This is a genomic window from Streptomyces sp. NPDC006487, assembly GCF_042870555.1.
In the GTDB taxonomy this organism is placed as follows: Bacteria; Actinomycetota; Actinomycetes; order Streptomycetales; family Streptomycetaceae; genus Streptomyces.
On the sequence record NZ_JBIAHN010000004.1, the window covers coordinates 38,326 to 57,640 of the forward strand.

Sequence of the window (19,315 nt, forward strand, 5' to 3'; positions counted from 1 at the left end):
TTTGGGATCAGGCCGGGTCAGCCCGCGGTGCCGGGCGCCGCGGGCCCGGCCTGATCCGAAAGACACGCCCCAAGTGCGGTCCGCCGGCATCAGCTCTGCAACAGCACCGGTACGAACAGCCGCCGGGGGTGTTCCGCGCCCCTGTCTGCCAGGCATTCTTGGGCACATGAGTGACTGGGACGGGTGGAGCGGCGAGCAGGACCAGCGCGGCCGCCGCGATGACGGGTACGGCCGCGGCAGCGGCCAGGCGGAGCCGGAAGGCGCACGGCGGATGAGGCACGTCCAGCGGCCCGGTCCCGGCCCCCAGGCGTCCCGGCAGCAGCCGGTGCAGCCCCAGCAGCCCCAGCAGCCCCCGCGCCGCCCGGCCCAGCCGCCGGCCGGGGCCCCTTACGTGCCTCCGCAGCAGGACGGCTCGTACAGCGGCGGCGTCGGCGGCGGCGTCGACAGCGGCTACAACACCGGCCAGGTCTACGGCGGCGGCAGCGGCCGCCCGCCCGCCGGGCCGCGCGGGCGCGGACCGGGTGGCCCCGGCGGCCCGGTCCGTCCGGCGGGTCCGGCCCCGGACTGGCGCAGGCGGATCAAGATCGGCTCGATCGTGCTGGTCTCCGGCCTGCTCGTGACGGGCATCGGCACGTACTTCTGGGCCGACTCCAACGTGCGCCGCGAGGTCGACCTCTCCAAGGTCATCGAGCGCCCGAAGGAGGGCGACTGCACGACCTACCTGATCGTGGGCTCCGACAGCCGTGAGGGCATGTCCGCCGAGGACAAGAAGAAGCTCCACACCGGCTCGGCCGAGGGCAAGCGCACCGACTCGATGATGATCCTGGCCAAGTGCTCCAGCGGGAACACGATGATCTCGCTGCCGCGCGACTCGGACGTGGAGATCCCGTCCTTCGTCGGCTCGGATTCGGGCAAGAAGTACGTGGGCAAGGGCGTTCGGACGAAGCTGAACGCGGCCTACGCGCAGGACGGCCCGGAGCTGCTGGTGCGGACGGTGGAGTTCAACACCGGCCTGCGCATCGACCACTACGCGGAGATCGGCTTCGCCGGCTTCGCGAACATCGTGGACGCGCTGGGCGGGGTGGAGCTGAACATCGAGAAGGCGTTCAAGGACAAGAACTCCGGGGCCGACTTCAAGGAGGGCAAGCAGACGCTCAACGGCGAGCAGTCGCTGGCCTACGTACGGACCCGCTACGCCTTCGCCGAGTCGGACCTGCAGCGGACCAAGAACCAGCAGAAGTTCCTGTCGGCGCTGGCGAGCCAGGCGGCGACCCCGACGACGATCCTGAACCCGTTCGCGCTCTACCCGGTGCTGGGCGCGGGTCTGGACACGCTGATCGTGGACAAGGACATGGGCCTGTGGGACATGGGGTCGATGTTCTTCGCGATGAAGGGCATCAGCGGCGGTGACGGCGTGTCCATGAACATGCCGATCTCCGGTCAGCGCGGCGGCAACCTCGTCTGGGACAAGGCGAAGGTGCAGCAGCTGGTCCAGCAGATCCAGAAGGACGAGAAGGTCACCGTCCGCGGGAACTGATCACGGAGGCGGGGGGCCCTTTGCCGGGCGCCCCGCCCCGGCAAAGGGGCGCCCGCCCCGGCTCAGGCGTCGGAGGAGAACCGGATCGCCGCGTCGGGCAGCCGCGCCCCGCACCAGACCCGGGCTCCGGCGCGGAGCTCGTTGTCGGCGCCCACGACGGCTCCGTCACCGATGACGGCGGCGTCCACCACGGTCCGCGTGCCCACCGAGGCGCCGGCGCCGATCAGACTGGCGGACACCTGGGCGTCGGGGCCGACGACCGCGTCGGCCAGCACGATGGAGCCCTGGACGACCGCGCCCGCCTCGATGCGGGCACCGGCGCCCACGACGGTGCCCCCCGACAGCTTGGCCCCGGCCGCCACGTGGGCTCCGGGCAGGACGAGGAACTCGCCGCGGCGTCCGGGGACGGCCGGGGAGGGGACGACGCCGCGGACCAGGTCGGCGGAGGCCTGGATGATCGCCTCCGGCTTGCCGAGGTCCATCCAGTACGTGTTCTCGGTGACCCCGTGCAGGGTGGCCCCGGAGGCGAGCAGACCGGGGAAGGTCTCGCGCTCCACGGAAACGGACCGGCCGGCCGGGATCGTGTCGATCACGCTGCGCCGGAAGACGTAGCAGCCGGCGTTGATCTGGTCGGTGATGATCTCCTCGGGCGTCTGCGGCTTCTCGGTGAAGGCCAGCACCCGCCCGTGGGCGTCGGTGGGGACCAGGCCGAAGGCGCGCGGGTCGTCGACCCGGACCAGGTGCAGGGAGACGTCGGCGTCGGCCGCCTTGTGCGATTCGACGAGCCCGGCGATGTCCAGGCCGGTGAGGATGTCCCCGTTGAAGACGAGCACGGAGGAGTCGGGGCCGCCGGTGAGCAGCCGCGCCGCGTTGCGGATGGCGCCGCCGGTGCCGAGGGGCTCGTCCTCGACCACGTACTCCAGGTGGACGCCGAAGTCGGACCCGTCGCCGAAGTAGGGCTCGAAGACCTCGGCGAGGTAGCAGGTGGCCATCACGATGTGCGTGACGCCTGCGGCGGCGGCGCGGGCTATCTGGTGGGCGAGGAAGGGGACGCCTGCCGTGTGGACCATCGGCTTCGGCGTGTTCACCGTGACGGGGCGCAGCCGCGTCCCCTGTCCGCCGACCAGCAGGATCGCTTCCGTCATTTGCGTTCTCCCCAACCGGTTCCGGCGTACGAAGGTCCAAATTTAGCCCATCCGGGGGATCCCCAGGGGGCAGGTGTCCGATGTGTGCGACCGTCTTCGCCGCAGGCCAGGGGCCTCAAGCCGCGAACGGGTTGGCGTGGCCGGGCAACTGCTGCCCGGGGCCCAGGAACCGCCGGCCACCCTGATGGTCGCGCACCTCGTGGAACCCGGCGGCCGTCAGCCGCTGTGCGATCTTCGCCCGGCGGGTCGTGCCCACCGCGAGGGCCGCGGTGAGCAGCAGCGCGACCGCCCCGCCGGAGAGGAGCGCTTCGCCCGGTGGCTTGTCGAAGAGCATGAGACCGGTCACGGCCACGCAGGCGAGGTAGAGCTTCGTCTTGAGGCTCCGGTCGGCGATGTACTCGGCCATGACGTCGAAGGTGACGAGGTCCTTCAGCACGGCCACGGCGCCGGCCGCCCCGGGGAGCGGCTTCAGGGAACCCTGCTCCAGCCCCGGCACCGTCCCGCCGTTGCCCGCCTGCGGATGGGCGGTGATGGTGGCCGCTTCGCGGACGCGCGCTTCGGGTCGCGGGTCCCGGTACATGCGGACCTGGACGAGCGAGTTCTTGAAGCCGGTCCGGTACGCCGTGTCGTACGCGTAGCCGTACTGCTCGGCCACGTGCGCCAGGGCGGCCGCCTTCAGCGCGGTGCCCTGCGGGGCGATCTCCACGAAGTCCTGCTGACGGGCGATCTGCTGGAGCATCCCCGCGATGTGACGTTCTACGGACATCCTGTTCCCGCCCCCTGGGACCCCGCACCCGGAGCCGACCGGCGCACAGCCTAGAGGCTGCGCCGCCGGTCGGAACACGCGAGGCCGGGCCCTACGGCAGGTTGCGGGCCATGACGATGCGCTGGACCTGGTTCGTGCCCTCGTAGATCTGCGTGATCTTCGCGTCGCGCATCATGCGCTCCACCGGGTAGTCCCGGGTGTAGCCGTAGCCGCCGAGGAGCTGGACCGCGTCCGTGGTGACCTCCATGGCCACGTCCGAGGCGAAGCACTTGGCCGCGGCGCCGAAGAAGGTGAGGTCCTCGTGCGGGCCGCCGCCGGAGACGCGCTCCGAGCGGGCCGCCGCCGCGTAGGTCAGCTGACGGGCGGCCTCGATCTTCATGGCCATGTCCGCGAGCATGAACTGCACGCCCTGGAAGTCGCCGATCGGCTTGCCGAACTGCTTGCGCTCCTGGACGTAGCCCTTGGCGTAGTCCAGGGCGCCCTGGGCGATGCCCAGCGCCTGGGCGGCGATGGTGATGCGGGTGTGGTCGAGGGTCTTCATCGCGGTGGCGAATCCGGTGCCCTCGGCGCCGATCATGCGGTCGGCGGGGATGCGGACGTTGTCGAGGTAGACCTCGCGCGTCGGCGAGCCCTTGATGCCGAGCTTCTTCTCCGGAGCACCGAAGGAGACGCCCTCGTCCGACTTCTCGACGACGAAGGCGCTGATGCCCTTGGAGCGCTTCTCCGGGTCGGTGACGGCCATGACCGTGTAGTACTCGGAGACGCCGGCGTTGGTGATCCAGCGCTTGACGCCGTTGAGGACCCAGAAGTCGCCGTCGCGCACGGCGCGGGTCTTCATGCCCGCGGCGTCCGAGCCCGCGTCGGGCTCGGAGAGGGCGTACGAGAACATCGCGTCGCCCTTGGCCAGCGGGCCGAGGTACTTGGCCTTGAGCTCCTCGGATCCGGAAAGGATCACCGGGAGCGAGCCGAGCTTGTTGACCGCGGGGATGAGGGAGGAGGACGCGCAGACGCGGGCCACCTCCTCGATCACGATCACGGTGGCGAGGGCGTCGGCGCCCGCGCCGCCGTAGCTCTCGGGCACGTGGACGGCGTGCAGGTCGCTGGCGACGAGGGCGTCCAGGGCCTCCTGCGGAAAGCGGGACTCCTCGTCGACCGCGGCGGCGAAGGGCATGATCTTCGCCTCGGCGAGCGCGCGGACGGACTCGCGGAGCATGTCGTGCTCCTCGGCCGGGCGGTACAGGTCGAAGTCGGCAGAACCCGCCAAGATCTCTCACTCCCCAGGTGGTGCGTGGTGTTAACTACCGTTAAGTAGCCCAAGCTTAGTGTCCGGCCGCCGACCGCGACACGGGCGTCGCACGTGAGTTGCATGACAGCGGGGCCGGTGCGGGACGCCGGACGGGCGGTGACCGGGTGGCTGCGCGGTGACGGACGGGCGGCGGACGGGTGACGGACGCCGGAATGCATCCCCGGCCACCGGCCCGACTATGCTCGGTTGCCGCGAACGGCCCAGCACCTCCAGGAGCACTCATGGCCCCCCTCAAGATCACTGTGATCGGCACCGGATACCTCGGCGCAACGCACGCCGCGGCAATGGCCGAGCTGGGGTTCGAGGTGCTCGGACTGGACGTGGTGCCGGAGAAGATCGCCATGCTGGCCGACGGCCGCGTCCCCATGTACGAGCCGGGGCTGGAGGAGCTGCTGGCCGCGCACGTGGCCGGACTGCCGGGCTCCACGGGCCGGCTGCGCTTCACCACCTCCTGGGAGGAGGTCGGCGCCTTCGGCGACGTCCACTTCGTCTGCGTGAACACCCCGCAGAAGCACGGCGAGTACGCCTGCGACATGAGTTACGTCGACTCCGCCGTGGAATCCCTCGCCCCGCACCTGACCCGGCCCGCCCTGGTCGTCGGCAAGTCCACCGTGCCCGTCGGCTCCGCCGAGCGCCTCGCCGCGAAGCTGACCGCGCTCGCCCCGGCCGGCGAGGAGATCGAGCTCGCCTGGAACCCGGAGTTCCTGCGCGAGGGCTTCGCCGTCCAGGACACCCTGCACCCGGACCGGATCGTCATCGGGGTCGACGGCGAACGCGGCGAACGTGCCGAGAAGGTCCTGCGGGAGGTCTACGCGACCCCCATGGGCGAGGGAACCCCGCTGGTCGTCACCGACTTCCCCACCGCCGAACTCGTCAAGACCGCCGCCAATTCCTTCCTCGCCACGAAGATCTCCTTCATCAACGCCATGGCCGAGGTCTGCGAGGCCGCCGGAGGCGACGTGGTGAAGCTGGCCGAGGCCATCGGCCACGACGAGCGCATCGGGAAGAAGTTCCTGCGCGCCGGCATCGGGTTCGGCGGGGGCTGCCTGCCCAAGGACATCCGCGCCTTCATGGCGCGGGCCGGCGAGCTCGGTGCCGACCAGGCCCTGACCTTCCTGCGCGAGGTCGACTCCATCAACATGCGCCGCCGCGGCCACATGGTCGAGCTTGCCCGCGACGCCGTCGGCGGTTCCTTCCTCGGCAAGCGCGTCGCCGTCCTCGGCGCCACCTTCAAGCCGGACTCCGACGACGTCCGCGACTCCCCCGCGCTGAACGTGGCCGGCCAGATCCACCTCCAGGGCGGCCAGGTCACCGTCTACGACCCCAAGGGCATGGACAACGCCCGCCGCGTCTTCCCCACCCTCGGGTACGCCGACTCCGCCCTGGACGCCGCCCGCGGCGCCGAGGTCGTCCTGCACCTCACCGAGTGGCGGGAGTTCCGCGACCTGGACCCCGCGGCCCTCGGCGAGGTCGTCACCGACCGGCTCGTCCTCGACGGCCGCAACGCCCTCGACCCCGAGCGGTGGCGCGCGGCCGGCTGGACCTACCGGGCGATGGGCCGCCCGCGCGCCTGACCCGCGGCCCCCGATCCGCTTCGTTGCGGAATGCACGGTTTCACATCTCGTCACCGGATCGTTGGCGAGAGCCACCGGGGCCGTACCGCCCGGATCGCTAGACTCACGGCCGATGACCAGTACGAGCAGGACCATCGACTCCGCACTCCGGGGGCGCGCCGGCCGCCTGGCCATGGCGGGCTTCTGGCTGGCCACCCGGACCCTGATGGTGGTCCTCCTCGTGGTGAACCTGCACGGCACCTCCTCGGTGCGCGTGGAGATCACCCAGACCTACAACAACTGGTACGACGTCCTCGTCACGGGGACGATGCCGCACGACGACGTCATGTGGCAGTACCCGCCGGCCGCGGCGGCGATCTTCCTGTCGCCCGACCTGCTCCCCTTCCTCAGCTACTTCCAGGCCTTCGTCGCCCTGACCGTGATCTGCGACGCGCTGATCGCCGTCGGCCTGGTCCGCGCCGCCCGCCGCGCCGACGGCAGCCTGGCGGGCGCCGTGCTGTGGCTGACCACGCTGCCGCTGCTGCTGTCGCTGCCCTTCGGCCGCTACGACCTGCAGGTCACCCTGCTCGCCGTCGGCTCGTTGCTGTGCCTGCGCTTCCGCCGCAAGCTCGGCGGCGTCCTCGCCGGAGTCGGAGCCCTGGTCAAGGTCTGGCCGCTGCTCACGCTGATCGGCACCCCGCGCGGCCGCACCACCCGCGACGCGATCGTCTCGGCGGTGGCGGCCGGGGCCGTCCTGCTCGCCGTGCTCGCGCTGTTCTTCCGCGACACGCTCGGCTTCCTGGGCAACCAGGGCAACCGCGGCATCCAGGTCGAGTCCCTCGGCGGCTCCGCCCTGATGCTCGGCAAGCTCGTCGGCGCCTGGTCCGGGAAGATCGAGGTCCGCTACGGCGCGTACGAGTACCTCGGCCCGTACGTCTCCAGCGTCGCCCTGCTCTCCGTCGGCCTCACGGTCGCCGGGTTCGCCTGGCTGCTGCTGTGGCGGGTGAAGGCCCGGCGCTGGACGACCGCGACCCCGCTGGACGCCGCGCTGTGCGCCATCCTCGTCTTCACCATCACCAGCCGCGTGCTCAGCCCGCAGTACCTGATCTGGCTGGTCGGCCTCGCGGCCGTCTGCCTGACCTGCAAGCACACCACGCAGCGGCCGGTGGCCTGGCTGATCGTGGCCTCCACCGCGCTGAGCACCGTGATCTACCCGCTGACCTACGGCTCGGAGATCCTCCCGGGCACCGGCTTCGGCACGTTCCTCCTGGTGCTCCGCAACGGCCTGCTGGGATGGGCCGCCGTCTGGTCCTGCCTGCGCCTGTGGCGGGCGAGCGTGAGCCCCGTCCCCGCGGCCGGGTCCGTGAACGGGAAGGACGCCGGGTCCGCGGGGGCCCCGGCGTCCAAGGCCGGATCCGAGGTCCCGGCGCGCGTCTGAATCCCGCTCAGGAGGCCCTGCGGTGCTGCGCCGCGCGGGCCGTGAACTCCACGTCGCGCACCACCCGCTGGGCGTTCCCCCAGGTCAGCAGCGCCAGATCGGTCTCCGGCCAGCCCCGCTCCAGCAGTTCCGCGATCAGTCGCGGATAGCCCGAGGGGTCCGTCAGGCCCGCGGGCCGGGGGATGCCCGGCTCGGCGCCGAAGCCGGCCCCCAGGCCCACGCAGTGGGGGCCCGCGACGGCTCGTACGTGCTCCACGTGGTCCGCGACCGCGTGCAGGGAGTCCCCCGTGAGCGCGCTGTCGAAGGTGACCATCGCCAGGCCGTTCGCCGCGCGCAGCGCGAGCAGCACCTCGTCGGTCACGTTGTCCGGGTGCGGATTGAGGGCGGCCGCCCCGGTGTGCGAGATGATCACCGGCGCCTTGGAGGCCGCGGCGAGCTGGCAGGCCGGCGCGGGCGGGCAGCCCGTGAGGTCCAGCAGCATCGCCAGCCGGTTCATCTCCTTGACCACCTCGTGGCCGAAGGCGGTCAGTCCCTCCATCGCCCAGGGGGCCCCGGCCGGCGCGAGGATCCGTACGCCCAGCGCGTGGAACGCGCGCAGCGCGCCCAGCGAGTCCGTCAGGGTGCGGCCGGGCACGGGGCCGAGGAAGGAGGCGATGCGGCCCCGGTTGCGGGCGTCCGCCAGGTCATCGGCGGTCAGCGCCAGGCAGAGGCTGTCGGGGTAACGGCGCATCAGGGCCAGTGCCCCGTCGATCTGTTCGAGGGTGTCGGACACCACCTGGTCGGTGGCCGCTGCCTCGCGCGGGGTCAGCAGGGACCAGAACTGGGCACCCACTCCCCCGGCGCGCAGCCGCGGGATGTCGGTGTCGACGCCCGTGTCCGAGGTGTCGATGTCGTGGTACGGACTGGTCCGAAGGGTCCAGACGAGGGTGTTGCAGCCATCCGCGACGGGATGGACGCTCAGCAGTGCGGCGGCCCGGTCCAGGGCGCCCGGGAGCAACGTGCCGGTGGGATCCTCGGCTCCTAGGGAGCCGGGGCCCACGGGGGTCACCGGGTTCGAGTGCGGTTCGTCCTGCAGGTCGGCCATGGCGTGCGCTCCGGTCTCGGCGGCTGTGTCGTTGCGAAAAGCAGCGGGAGAGAAGCAGGGAAGATGGTGCCACCGTGACATGTGGGACGCCGGAGGCGCCCGGCGGATGTGGCGTTCGGGTGTAAACCGGCAGGTGTTCGCTGGTCACAGCCCGTGCGCCGGATCCGCCGGGCGGGCCGGTCAGGAAGAAGCGGGGCTCCTCGGCCTCAGACCTGGAGCACCGCGTTGGACGGACCCCGGGAGGCCGACTGCTCGCGCGCCACCGCTTCGGCGTCGCGCAGCGTCCGTACCGCGTTCGACCAGGTCAGCTTGGCCAGGTCGGCCTTGGACCAGCGGCGTGCCAGCAGCTCGGCGACCAGGTTGGGGTACCCGGCCACGTCGTCCAGCCCGGACGGGGTGAAGGCGGTGCCGTCGTAGTCCCCGCCGATGCCGATGTGGTCGACGCCGGCCACCTCGCGCATGTGGTCGAGGTGGTCGGCGACCGTGGCGGCCGTGGCCACCGGGCGCGGGCGCGCCTCCTCGAAGGCCCGGTGCAGGGCCATCGCCGCCGGGGTGGTGTCGAGGTGGTGGTGCCCGTGCGCGCGCAGGTTCTCATCGGCCGCCAGGGTCCACTCGACGGCCGCCGGGAGGATGAACTTGGGCACGAAGGTGGCCATCGCGACCCCGCCGTTGGCCGGCAGCAGCGCCAGCACGTCGTCGGGGATGTTGCGCACGTGGTCGCAGACCGCCCGCGCCGAGGAGTGCGAGAAGACCACCGGCGCGGCCGTGACCGCGAGCGCGTCGCGCATCGTGGTCGCGGCGACGTGCGAGAGGTCGACGAGCATGCCGATCCGGTTCATCTCGCGGACGACCTCGCGGCCGAACTCGCTCAGGCCGCCGTGCCGGGGCTCGTCGGTCGCCGAGTCCGCCCAGTCGATGGTGTCGTTGTGCGTGAGCGTCATGTACCGCACACCGAGCTGGTGCAGGGCCCGCAGGGTGGCGAGCGAGTTGTTGATGGAGTGCCCGCCCTCGGCGCCCATCAGCGAGGCGATCCGGCCCTCGGCGCGCGCCGCCTCCATGTCGTCGGCCGTCAGCGCCCGCACCAGATCGCGCGGGTAACGGTCGATCAGCTGGGCGACGGCGTCGATCTGCTCCAGGGTGGCGCTGACCGCGTCGTCCCCCGCGTAGTCGGAGCGCACGTAGACCGACCAGAACTGCGCACCGACCCCGCCGGCGCGCAGCCGCGGGATGTCGGTGTGCAGGTGGCCCTTCTGGTCACGGCCGATGTCGCGCCGGTCCAGGTCGTAGCGCACGGTCTCGCGCAGGGCCCAGGGCAGGTCGTTGTGCCCGTCGACGACCGGGTGCTCGGCGAGCAGCTCGCGCGCCGCGTCCAGGTGCCGGGCGGCGCCCGCCGTGCCCGCCGTGCCCGCCGCGCTCACTTGCCGAACCCGAACGACTCCTGGCCCGCGACCTTGTTGCGCAGCCGCTTGCCCTTCTCGGTGGCCTGGTCGTTGAGGTCGTGCAGGAAGTCGTTCATGCGGGCGCGCAGCTCCGGGTCGTGCGCGGCCAGCATCCGTACGGCGAGCAGCCCGGCGTTGCGGGCCCCGGCGATCGAGACGGTGGCGACGGGAATTCCGGCCGGCATCTGGACGATCGACATCAGGGAGTCCATGCCGTCGAGGTACTTCAGCGGGACCGGTACGCCGATGACCGGCAGCGGGGTGACGGAGGCGAGCATGCCGGGCAGGTGGGCGGCGCCGCCGGCGCCCGCGATGATCGCCTTGAGGCCGCGCCCGTCGGCCTGCTCCCCGTACGCGATCATCTCGCGCGGCATCCGGTGGGCGGAGACCACGTCGACCTCGTAGGGGATCTCGAACTCGTCGAGGGCCTGGGCGGCGGCCTCCATGACGGGCCAGTCGGAGTCCGAGCCCATGACGATGCCGATGACGGGAGCTGCTGCGGAGGTGCTCATTCGGTGATCGATCCTCTGAGGTAGCCGGCTGCGTGACGTGCGCGCTCCAGCACATCGTCCAGGTCGTCGCCGTAGGTGTTGACGTGGCCGACCTTGCGGCCCTGTTTCACGTCCTTGCCGTACATGTGGATCTTCAGCTGGGGGTCGTGGGCCATGCAGTGCAGGTAGGCCGCGTACATGTCGGGGTAGTCCCCGCCGAGCACGTTCGCCATGACCGTCCAGCGGGCGCGGGGGCGCGGGTCGCCGAGGGGGAGGTCCAGGACGGCCCGTACGTGGTTGGCGAACTGGGAGGTGATGGCACCGTCCTGGGTCCAGTGGCCGCTGTTGTGCGGGCGCATCGCCAGTTCGTTGACCAGGATCCGGCCGTCGGTGGTCTCGAAGAGCTCCACGGCCAGGTGACCGGTCACGCCGAGTTCCTTGGCGATGCGCAGGGCCAGGGCCTGGGCCTCGCCGGCCAGGGCCTCCGAGAGGTTCGGGGCGGGGGCGATGACGGTGTCGCAGACCCCGTCCACCTGGATCGACTCCACGACGGGGTAGGACACGGCCTGGCCGTGCGGGGAGCGGACGATGTTGGCCGCGAGCTCGCGGACGTAGTCCACCTTCTCCTCGGCCAGGACCGGGACGCCCGCCTTGAACGGGGCCTCGGCGTCCGCCTGCGTACGGACGAACCACACGCCCTTTCCGTCGTACCCGCCGCGCACCGTCTTGAGGATGACGGGGAACCCGCCGACCTCTTCGGCGAAGGCCGCCGCGTCCGCCGGATCGCTCACGATCCGGTGGCGGGGGCTGGGCGCGCCGATCTCGTCGAGCTTGGCGCGCATCACCCCCTTGTCCGCGGCGTGCACCAGCGCGTCGGGTCCCGGGCGGACGGGAATGCCGTCGGCTTCCAGGGCCCGCAGGTGCGCGATGGGCACGTGCTCGTGGTCGAAGGTGATCACGTCACAGCCGCGCGCGAAGGCGCGGAGGGTCTCCAGATCGCGATAGTCGCCGATGACGACGTCGCTCACGACCTGGGCCGCCGAGTCCTGTGGGGTGTCACTGAGGATCTTGAATCTGATGCCGAGGGGGATACCCGCCTCGTGGGTCATGCGGGCGAGCTGTCCGCCGCCGACCATGCCGACTACCGGGAACGTCACTCCTCCAGGGTATCCGGCGGTATTCCGCCATCCGGACCCGCATGGGGGCGTCCCCGGCCGGAACCCGCTGCCCGCCGGTGGCGGGTGTGCCGTGTGTCGCACGGTGTCCGAAGGCGCAGACGTACGGATGGGGCGACACTTAGCATGGGCGCGCACAGGTAGAACGTGTAAAACGTGTGACGCCTCATACGGGGGCCCCGAAGACAGGACTGAGCCTCATATGAGCAAGCCGGAGAGCGGATCCGTCCTCGACCGCGTGCGCGGGCTCGCGCGCGAGATCGCCAGGTTCGGGGCCGTCGGCGGGCTGGGAGTCCTGGTCAACCTGGGCGTCTTCAACCTGATCAGGCAGGTCACCGACCTCCAGGTGGTGCGCGCGAGCGTGATAGCCACCCTGGTGGCCATCGTCACGAACTACCTGGGCTTCCGCTACTTCGCCTACCGGGACCGGGCCGACCGGACCGGTGCGGGCCGTACCCGTGAGCTCGGGCTGTTCGTCGCGTTCAGCGCGATCGGGCTCGTGATCGAGAACGGCATCCTGTTCACGGCCACGTACGGCTTCCACTGGGACGGGCCGCTCGCCTCGAACTTCTTCAAGTTCACCGGCATCGGCATCGCCACCGTGTTCCGCTTCTGGTCCTACCGGACCTGGGTCTTCAAGGCCCTGCCCGCGCCGACCACGGCCTCTCTGGTCGTCGAGCAGCGTGACGGCCAGGCCCCGGCGGACGCGCAGGCGCCGGCGGCACGGACCCCGGAGACCGCCGCGAACTGAGGTCTCAGCGGACCGTCTGCTCCGGTTCGGTGGGTGTGGGCGCGGTCCGGCTGAGGAACAGGGCGAACACCGGCGGCCGGGTCTGGAGCAGCTCCAGGCGGCCGCCGTCGGCCTCCGCGAGGTCCCGGGCGACGGCGAGGCCGATGCCGGTGGAGTTGCGGCCGCTGATGGCCCGCTCGAAGATCCGGTTGCCCAGGTCGGGCGGGACGCCCGGACCCTCGTCCGTGACCTCCAGTACGGCCTGGTTTCCGATCACGCGGGTCCGCAGGGCCACGGTGCCGCCTCCGTGCATGAGGGAGTTCTCCACCAGGGTCGCCAGGACCTGCGAGACGGCGCCCGGGGTGCCCACGGCTCGGATGCCGGTCTTCCCGGAGCGGACGACGGCCCGGCCGGCGCTGCGGTAGGCGGGACGCCACTCCTCCAGCTGCTGTTTGACGACCTCGTCGAGGTCGAAGGGGACGGCGGAGCCCGTGCGCGGGTCCCTGGAGTTCGTCAGGAGCCGCTGGACCACGTCCGTGAGCCGCTCCACCTGGGTGAGGGCGATCGTCGCCTCCTCCCGTACGGTCTCCAGGTCGTCGGTGACGGTGATCTCCTCCAGCCGCATCGACAGGGCCGTGAGCGGGGTGCGCAGCTGGTGCGAGGCGTCCGCGGCCAGGCGCCGCTCGGCGGTGAGCATCCGGCCGATCCGCTCGGCGCTGGAGTCCAGTACGTCCGCGACCCGGTCCAGCTCGGGGACCCCGTACCGCTTGTGGCGGGGCCGCGGGTCTCCCGAGCCCAGCCGCTCGGCCGTCTCGGCGAGGTCGGTCAGCGGGGAGGCCAGCCGGTTGGCCTGGCGTACGGCGAGCAGGACGGCCGCCACGACGGCGAGCAGGGCGACGGCTCCGACCACGGCCAGGGTCCGGCCGACCTCGCGGGTGACGGTGGAGCGGGACTCCTCGACGACCACGGTCTCGCCCTGCTCCCCGCGGGCGGTGCCCCGGATGACGCTGTCGGTGATGCGGGTCCCGACCTCGACCGTTTCCCGGCCGGGGATCGTGATCCGGGCGTACCGGCCGTCGTCGAGCAGTTCGGCGAGCGCGCCGGGGTCGACGGGCTTCTTCTCCAGGACGTCGCCCTCGACGATGCCCACCAGCTGCAGCGCCTCGGACTCGATGCGGTCCTGGGCGCTGCTGGTGATGGTGCGGGTCTCGACGATGACGAGGGAGACCCCGAAGACGGCGATGACGACGAGCACCACGGCGAGCGTGGAGTTGATCAGGCGGCGGCGCATGGCTCAGAGAATGCCCTAGATGTGCGGTCCGGGGTGGTTTCAGCTCTTCTCGAAGCGGAAGCCGACTCCGCGGACGGTGGCGATGTAGCGGGGGTTGGCCGCGTCGTCGCCGAGCTTCTTGCGCAGCCAGGAGATGTGCATGTCGAGGGTCTTGGTGGAGGACCACCAGGTGGTGTCCCAGACCTCGCGCATCAGCTGGTCGCGGGTGACGACCCGGCCGGCGTCGCGGACGAGGACCCGCAGCAGGTCGAACTCCTTCGCGGTGAGCTGGAGCTCCTCCTCGCCCATCCACGCGCGGTGCGATTCGACGTCGATGCGCACCCCGTGGGTGGCGGGGGCCTGGGAGGCCTCCGTGGCGCCGCGCCGCAGCAGGGCCCGGACGCGGGCGAGCAGCTCGGCGAGGCGGAAGGGTTTGGTCACGTAGTCGTCGGCCCCGGCGTCCAGGCCCACGACCGTGTCGACCTCGTCGGCACGGGCGGTCAGGACCAGGATCGGGAAGCCGTGGCCTTCGGCGCGCAGCCGGCGGGCGACCTCCAGGCCGTCCATGCCCGGCAGGCCCAGGTCCAGGACGACGAGATCGATGCCGCCCTGCAGTCCTGCGTCCAGGGCGGTGGGGCCGTCCTCCCGGACCTCGACCTCGTACCCTTCCCGGCGCAGGGCGCGGGCCAGGGGTTCCGAGATGGATGCGTCGTCCTCGGCGAGCAGTACACGCGTCATGTGGGTGATGGTAGTCCGCGGCGGGGGAAAGAAGAGGCCCGCGTACAAGGCCCTGTCTATCTGGGCTTACGACCTACTAACCGCCTTCGAATATGCGCCGCTGGTTCCACCGCAACCTGTGATCCATATCTCAAGTACTTTCATATCCGGCACTGTCGTGTCGTATGGTGTCGAGACGCCTGATGCACTACCTCCAAGAGACTTTCGAGCCAAAAACAGCCGAAAGTCTTTATTTCTGCCCTGATCGGGCAGGCATTGTTGTCGCACCGCCCGTTCGGGGCAGATGTGCAGATGACAGTGAATGACCTATGGGCCGGGCCCTTCGCGCGATGAAGCGCGGCAGGGCGTGGATCCCGGTGTCGGATGTTCCTTCGTCTTCGCCCCCGCGGAGCGAACCCCCGGGCGTGGGGTCCGGAACAGCCGAAGCCGGTACCGGCCACCCCTCACCGGGCGCCGTTGAGCTCACGAAGCCGCGCGTCCCGAGCAAGCAAGGATCGACCATGGCTTCCAGCCTGACGAAGGGCTCGGCGGACCCGTCCACCGAGAAGACCTTCCTCGGACACCCCAGCGGCCTCGCCTTCCTCTTCATGACGGAAATGTGGGAGCGCTACAGCTTCTACGGCATGCGCGCCCTGCTCGTGCTCTTCCTGGCCACCAACGTGGCCGACGGCGGACTCGGGATGAACGACGCGACCGCGGTCGCGATCTACTCCGTCTACAACGCGATGGTCTACCTGCTCGCCCTCCCGGGCGGCTGGCTCGGCGACCGCGTCTGGGGCGCCCGCAAGGCCGTGGCCGTGGCCGGTGTCGTGATCATGACGGGTCACTTCCTGCTGGCGGTGCCCTCGTCCATCTCGTTCTTCATCGGCCTGGCGCTCATCGCCGCCGGTTCCGGCGTGCTCAAGGCCAACATCTCCACGATGGTCGGCCAGCTGTACACGGACAAGAACGACCCCCGCCGTGACGGTGGCTTCACGATCTTCTACATGGGCATCAACCTCGGTGCCTTCGTCGCCCCGCTGACCATCGGCTACGTCGGCCAGGAGATCAACTGGCACCTCGGCTTCGCCATGGCCGGTGTCGGCATGGCCCTGGGCCTCGCCTTCTACTTCTTCGGCTTCCGCCACCTGAACCCGGTCTCCAACACGGTTCCGAGCCCGCTGAGCGCCGCCGAGAAGTCCTCCGTCCTCAAGAAGGGCCTGATCTGGCTCGGCGTCGCCGTCGCCGCCTACGCGGCCATCGGCCTGGCCGGCATCTTCACGATCAACTACGCGCTGTGGCCGCTGACCGTCGCCGGTCTGGTCCTCCCCGCCTGGGCGATCCTGCGCATCAAGCGCGACAAGGACCTCTCGGGCGTCGAGCGCTCGCGCATGTCGGCGTACGTCTGGTTCTTCGCCGCCGCCGCGATCTTCTGGGCGATCTACGACCAGACCGGCTCCACGCTGGCCCTGTTCGCGAAGGACAGCACGGACAGCACGCTGTTCGGCTTCAACTTCCCGGAGAGCTGGTTCCAGTCGCTCAACCCGCTGTTCGTGATGGCGCTCGCGCCCCTCTTCGCGATGCTGTGGGTGGCGCTGGCCCGTCGCTCCAAGGAGCCCACCACCCTGGCGAAGTTCTCCTTCGCGCTGATCATGATCGGCGTCTCCTTCGGCGTCATGATGATCGCCCAGGGCCTGGCCACCGGTGACACGAAGGTCAGCCCGATGTGGCTGGTCGGCGTCTACTTCATCCAGACCGTCGGTGAGCTCACGCTCTCCCCCGTCGGCCTGTCGCTGACCACCAAGCTGGCGCCGCAGAAGTACGCCTCCCAGATGATGGGCGTCTTCTTCCTCGCGGTCACCGCCGGTGACTCCACGATCGCGCTGCTCCAGCTGCTCGGCGCCCCGACGGACACCCAGGGCTGGTTCGCCACCCAGGGCGTGCTCGCGGTCCTCGCCGGCATCGCGATCTACATGTACCGCAAGAAGGTCCAGCCCCTCATGGGCGGCGTGCACTGACGCACCCCCTGATACGGGCAACGGCCCGGCACGCCTTTCGGCGTGCCGGGCCGTTCCTTTTCCGTGCTCACGGCCTCCGGCTGGCTACCGCTGCCCGCGCAGGCGGCGCCACGGGGTGAAGGTGAAGACCGCCGCGCCGAGCAGCATGACCGTGCCGGCCACCAGGGCCAGGGCCTTCACGCCGCCGCCGTCCGAGGCTCCGGTCTCGGCGAGGCCGCCCGCCGTGCCGGAGGCGCTGCCCGAGGTCCCGGAGGTGCCCGAGCCGCCGGGCTGGGCGGCGGTGTCCAGGGTGAGCGACACCGCGCTGGCCGTCGCGGCGCAGGGCACCACGATCGGGGCGGCGCCCGGGGCCATGACCACGTTGATCGTCAGCTTGTCCGGGGTCAGCGTGGTCTTTCCGGTCTTGCCGGGCTTGTAGGTGCCCTTCATGTCACTGAGGCTGACCGGCGAGCCGCCCTTGATCGCCTCGGCGTTGCCCGGGCCGCTGACCTTGACGACGCCGCTGTCGGCGCCGCCGAGCTTGATGTCCATCGCGGGCTGGAGCGCTCCCGCCGGAAGGTCCGCGGGGCTGTTCATCACGCCCTTGGCGGTCGTGGCGGTCAGGTCGTAGTTGCCGCCGTTCTTCTTCGCGTTGATCGTCACCTTGCCCTTGAGGGGGCCACCGGGGATGAAGGCCCCGCAGTCGAAGGTCACGTCGACGGTCTGCCCCGGGAAGTCGGTCTGGCCGCCACCGGACGGGGAGGGCGCCGGACTGCTCGGCGGCGCGCTCGTGGGCGGCTGACTGCTCGGCGGGGCGCTCGTGGGCGGCTGACTGCTCGGCGGCGGGCTCGTCGGCGGCTTGCTGCTCGGCGGCGGGCTCGTCGGCGGCTGGGTCGGACCCCCGACCTTCACGTCCAGTTCGAGGGACGGCTTGGGGTTGTTGCCCGGGGTGCAGGTGGTGGTGGTGCCCAACGCCTTGATCAGCAGGACGCCGGCGGTGAAGGTGACCTTGCCGGACTTCTTGGGCGTGTAGACGCCCGTGAGGTCGCTGATCTTGATGGGGGTGTTGGCGGGGATCTTCTCGGGGTTGGGCGGGCCGTCGACCTTGACCGCGCCGCTGTCTGCGCCCCCGAGCACGATCTCGGCACTGGGCGTCATCGAGCCCTTGTCGAGCGCGATGGGGCTGGAGGAGACGCCCTTCTGGAAGGACATCGTCAGCTTGTAGCCGCTGCCTTCCTTGACCGCCTTGATGTCGATCGGCGAGACCGCCGACTTGTCCCCGATGGGGGTCTTGCAGTTGTACTCGACTTCGATCACGTCCGCCTGTGCGGGCGTGGCCCCCATGGCGATGCCCGCGCCGCCGAGCAGCAGCGCGACCGCGGCCGCGCTCGCCCTCCGTTGGGTGTTCACGAGTGTCCTTTCGTCGTCGGACTGTTCTCAGACGGTGCGGACGTCTGTGGTTCGGTTGTCTGTGGTTCGGTTGTCTGCGGTTCGGTTGTCTGCGGTTCGGTTCCCTGTCGTTCGGTTGTCTCTGGTGGAGTCGTCTCCGGTGCGGTTGCCCCCGGCGCGCTGTCCGGGGTGAACCACGGCAGTACCGCCGTGGTGGTCTGTGGGGGTTCGGCCGCCGGGGCGGAGCGGGACGGCGGTCCTCCTCGTACGGGGCCCCGCGCGGGCCCCCGTACCGCCGGGATCCTCGGCAGCCGGGCCGTCACCGCCGCCGCCGGGTCGGGCTGCGGGCGGTGGCCCCGGTGGCGGCCGCTGCCCGGCGGGAGTCCCGTGCGCGGGCGGACCCGGTCGACGACGGCCATGCCGATCCGGAAGATCGCGGCCGGGATCACCAGGAGGAGCAGGCCCCAGAACAGCAGCACCCCGTACGGGCGGGCCACGCCCCAGGGCTGGGTGGCCAGGACCGTCTCCCCGTACTTGAGGGAGAGGGTGTAGTCCCCGTGGGCCCCTGCGGTCAGGGTGGCGTCGAGGGAGACCTCCGCCTTGCCGCCGGGCGGGATGGTGCCCTTCCAGCGGACCTCCTCCCAGGTCGGTGCGAACACCCCGTGGGCGGTGCCGAGCTGGAAGACCGGGTCCTTGACCGCGGCGGAGCCGAGGTTGCCCACGGTGACCGTGAACTTCCGGCCGGGCGGGGCCCCGAACCAGGTCAGCACCCCGTCCTCGCCCTTGAGCCGGACCCCGGTGAGCAGGGCGAGCCGGGCCGTGCCGCCCTCGGCGGGCAGGTCGGCCACCGGGTGGTCGGTGATCTTCAGCGGGGCCCCGACGGTGGACTGGTCCCCGTTGACGGAGGTCACGTTGACCACGCAGGGGCAGGGCTTGGGCGGGGCGACCACCGGGAGCTGGGCGGAGAAGTGCCCGTCGTCGGCGACCGAGACGGCCACGCCGTCGGCGTTGGCACAGCTGTTGGTGCCGCCGATCATGTTCTGCCCGCAGACCAGCAGCATCACCATGGTCTTGGGCCGCCAGCCCGTCCCGGTGACGGCTATCTCCGTGCCCTTGGCGGCCTCCTTGAGGGAGAGGGCCACGGCGGGTTCGGCCCCCTCGTCCGCCGCGGCCGGGGCCGCCGCGAACAGCGCCAGCGCGCACGCCACCAGCCCTGCCGCCAGCCTTGCCGCCAGCCCCGCGCGTCCCCCCGCGACCAGGTCCCTGACCTTGCCGCCG

At 71.2% G+C, this 19,315-nt stretch carries 16 protein-coding genes; 5 read left to right on the forward strand and 11 right to left on the reverse strand.

Features of this window, described 5'->3' with window-relative positions:
* Positions 1-166 precede the first annotated feature (166 nt).
* Positions 167-1,537 (forward strand): LCP family protein, encoded by a 1,371-nt coding sequence (locus tag ACFYM0_RS07690; protein ID WP_388497823.1) that lies wholly within the window; start codon positions 167-169, stop codon positions 1,535-1,537.
* Positions 1,538-1,599: 62 nt separating this feature from the next.
* Here ACFYM0_RS07690 and ACFYM0_RS07695 read toward each other — a convergent pair whose 3' ends face one another.
* From ACFYM0_RS07695 to ACFYM0_RS07705, 3 genes are all read right to left on the reverse strand, one after another.
* The gene (locus ACFYM0_RS07695) at positions 1,600-2,682 is read right to left on the reverse strand and encodes a sugar phosphate nucleotidyltransferase (protein ID WP_388497825.1); all 1,083 of its coding nucleotides are present in this window, start codon (positions 2,680-2,682) and stop codon (positions 1,600-1,602) included.
* A gap of 115 nt (positions 2,683-2,797) precedes the next feature.
* Positions 2,798-3,448, reverse strand: a complete 651-nt coding sequence (locus tag ACFYM0_RS07700) for a hypothetical protein (protein WP_388497827.1) — start codon at positions 3,446-3,448, stop codon at positions 2,798-2,800.
* A 91-nt stretch (positions 3,449-3,539) separates the two neighbouring features.
* Positions 3,540-4,712 (reverse strand): acyl-CoA dehydrogenase family protein, encoded by a 1,173-nt coding sequence (locus ACFYM0_RS07705; RefSeq protein ID WP_327253049.1) that lies wholly within the window; start codon positions 4,710-4,712, stop codon positions 3,540-3,542.
* A 263-nt stretch (positions 4,713-4,975) separates the two neighbouring features.
* Here ACFYM0_RS07705 and ACFYM0_RS07710 point away from each other — a divergent pair, with 263 nt between their 5' ends.
* Both ACFYM0_RS07710 and ACFYM0_RS07715 read left to right on the forward strand, forming a co-directional pair.
* Complete coding sequence (locus ACFYM0_RS07710; protein ID WP_388497829.1) at positions 4,976-6,328, forward strand: UDP-glucose dehydrogenase family protein; 1,353 nt, start codon at positions 4,976-4,978, stop codon at positions 6,326-6,328.
* Positions 6,329-6,440: 112 nt separating this feature from the next.
* Positions 6,441-7,745: a glycosyltransferase 87 family protein gene (locus ACFYM0_RS07715; protein WP_388497831.1), complete on the forward strand. Its 1,305-nt coding sequence runs from the start codon at positions 6,441-6,443 to the stop codon at positions 7,743-7,745.
* Between the two features lie 7 nt (positions 7,746-7,752).
* Here the strand turns inward: ACFYM0_RS07715 and ACFYM0_RS07720 are convergent, their stop codons facing one another.
* The 4 genes from ACFYM0_RS07720 to ACFYM0_RS07735 form a co-directional block, all read right to left on the reverse strand.
* Positions 7,753-8,829, reverse strand: a complete 1,077-nt coding sequence (locus ACFYM0_RS07720) for a membrane dipeptidase (protein ID WP_388497833.1) — start codon at positions 8,827-8,829, stop codon at positions 7,753-7,755.
* A 206-nt stretch (positions 8,830-9,035) separates the two neighbouring features.
* Positions 9,036-10,247, reverse strand: a complete 1,212-nt coding sequence (locus ACFYM0_RS07725; RefSeq protein ID WP_388497834.1) for a dipeptidase — start codon at positions 10,245-10,247, stop codon at positions 9,036-9,038.
* Complete coding sequence (purE, locus tag ACFYM0_RS07730) at positions 10,244-10,780, reverse strand: 5-(carboxyamino)imidazole ribonucleotide mutase (RefSeq protein WP_388497836.1); 537 nt, start codon at positions 10,778-10,780, stop codon at positions 10,244-10,246. Before purE ends, ACFYM0_RS07725 begins: the two co-directional genes overlap by 4 nt.
* On the reverse strand, positions 10,777-11,916 hold the full coding sequence (locus tag ACFYM0_RS07735) for a 5-(carboxyamino)imidazole ribonucleotide synthase (RefSeq protein ID WP_388497837.1): 1,140 nt from the start codon (positions 11,914-11,916) through the stop codon (positions 10,777-10,779). Before ACFYM0_RS07735 ends, purE begins: the two co-directional genes overlap by 4 nt.
* Before the next feature lie 220 nt (positions 11,917-12,136).
* Here ACFYM0_RS07735 and ACFYM0_RS07740 point away from each other — a divergent pair, with 220 nt between their 5' ends.
* The gene (locus tag ACFYM0_RS07740) at positions 12,137-12,685 is read left to right on the forward strand and encodes a GtrA family protein (RefSeq protein WP_388497840.1); all 549 of its coding nucleotides are present in this window, start codon (positions 12,137-12,139) and stop codon (positions 12,683-12,685) included.
* Positions 12,686-12,689: 4 nt separating this feature from the next.
* Here ACFYM0_RS07740 and ACFYM0_RS07745 read toward each other — a convergent pair whose 3' ends face one another.
* Both ACFYM0_RS07745 and ACFYM0_RS07750 read right to left on the reverse strand, forming a co-directional pair.
* Positions 12,690-13,955 carry an ATP-binding protein gene (locus tag ACFYM0_RS07745; RefSeq protein ID WP_388497843.1) on the reverse strand — a complete coding sequence of 422 codons (1,266 nt, stop codon included), beginning with the start codon at positions 13,953-13,955 and terminating at the stop codon, positions 12,690-12,692.
* 39 nt (positions 13,956-13,994) lie between these two features.
* Positions 13,995-14,672, reverse strand: coding sequence for a response regulator transcription factor (locus tag ACFYM0_RS07750; RefSeq protein WP_243335168.1), 678 nt, complete (start codon positions 14,670-14,672; stop codon positions 13,995-13,997).
* Positions 14,673-15,172: 500 nt separating this feature from the next.
* Between ACFYM0_RS07750 and ACFYM0_RS07755 the strand changes: the two genes are divergently transcribed.
* Entirely contained in the window at positions 15,173-16,669 is a 1,497-nt protein-coding gene (locus ACFYM0_RS07755) for a peptide MFS transporter (protein ID WP_388497846.1), read from the forward strand.
* An 84-nt stretch (positions 16,670-16,753) separates the two neighbouring features.
* Here the strand turns inward: ACFYM0_RS07755 and ACFYM0_RS07760 are convergent, their stop codons facing one another.
* Positions 16,754-18,058, reverse strand: a complete 1,305-nt coding sequence (locus tag ACFYM0_RS07760) for a hypothetical protein (protein ID WP_388497849.1) — start codon at positions 18,056-18,058, stop codon at positions 16,754-16,756.
* Positions 18,055-19,248: a hypothetical protein gene (locus ACFYM0_RS07765; RefSeq protein ID WP_388498483.1), complete on the reverse strand. Its 1,194-nt coding sequence runs from the start codon at positions 19,246-19,248 to the stop codon at positions 18,055-18,057. Before ACFYM0_RS07765 ends, ACFYM0_RS07760 begins: the two co-directional genes overlap by 4 nt.
* Positions 19,249-19,315 lie beyond the last annotated feature (67 nt).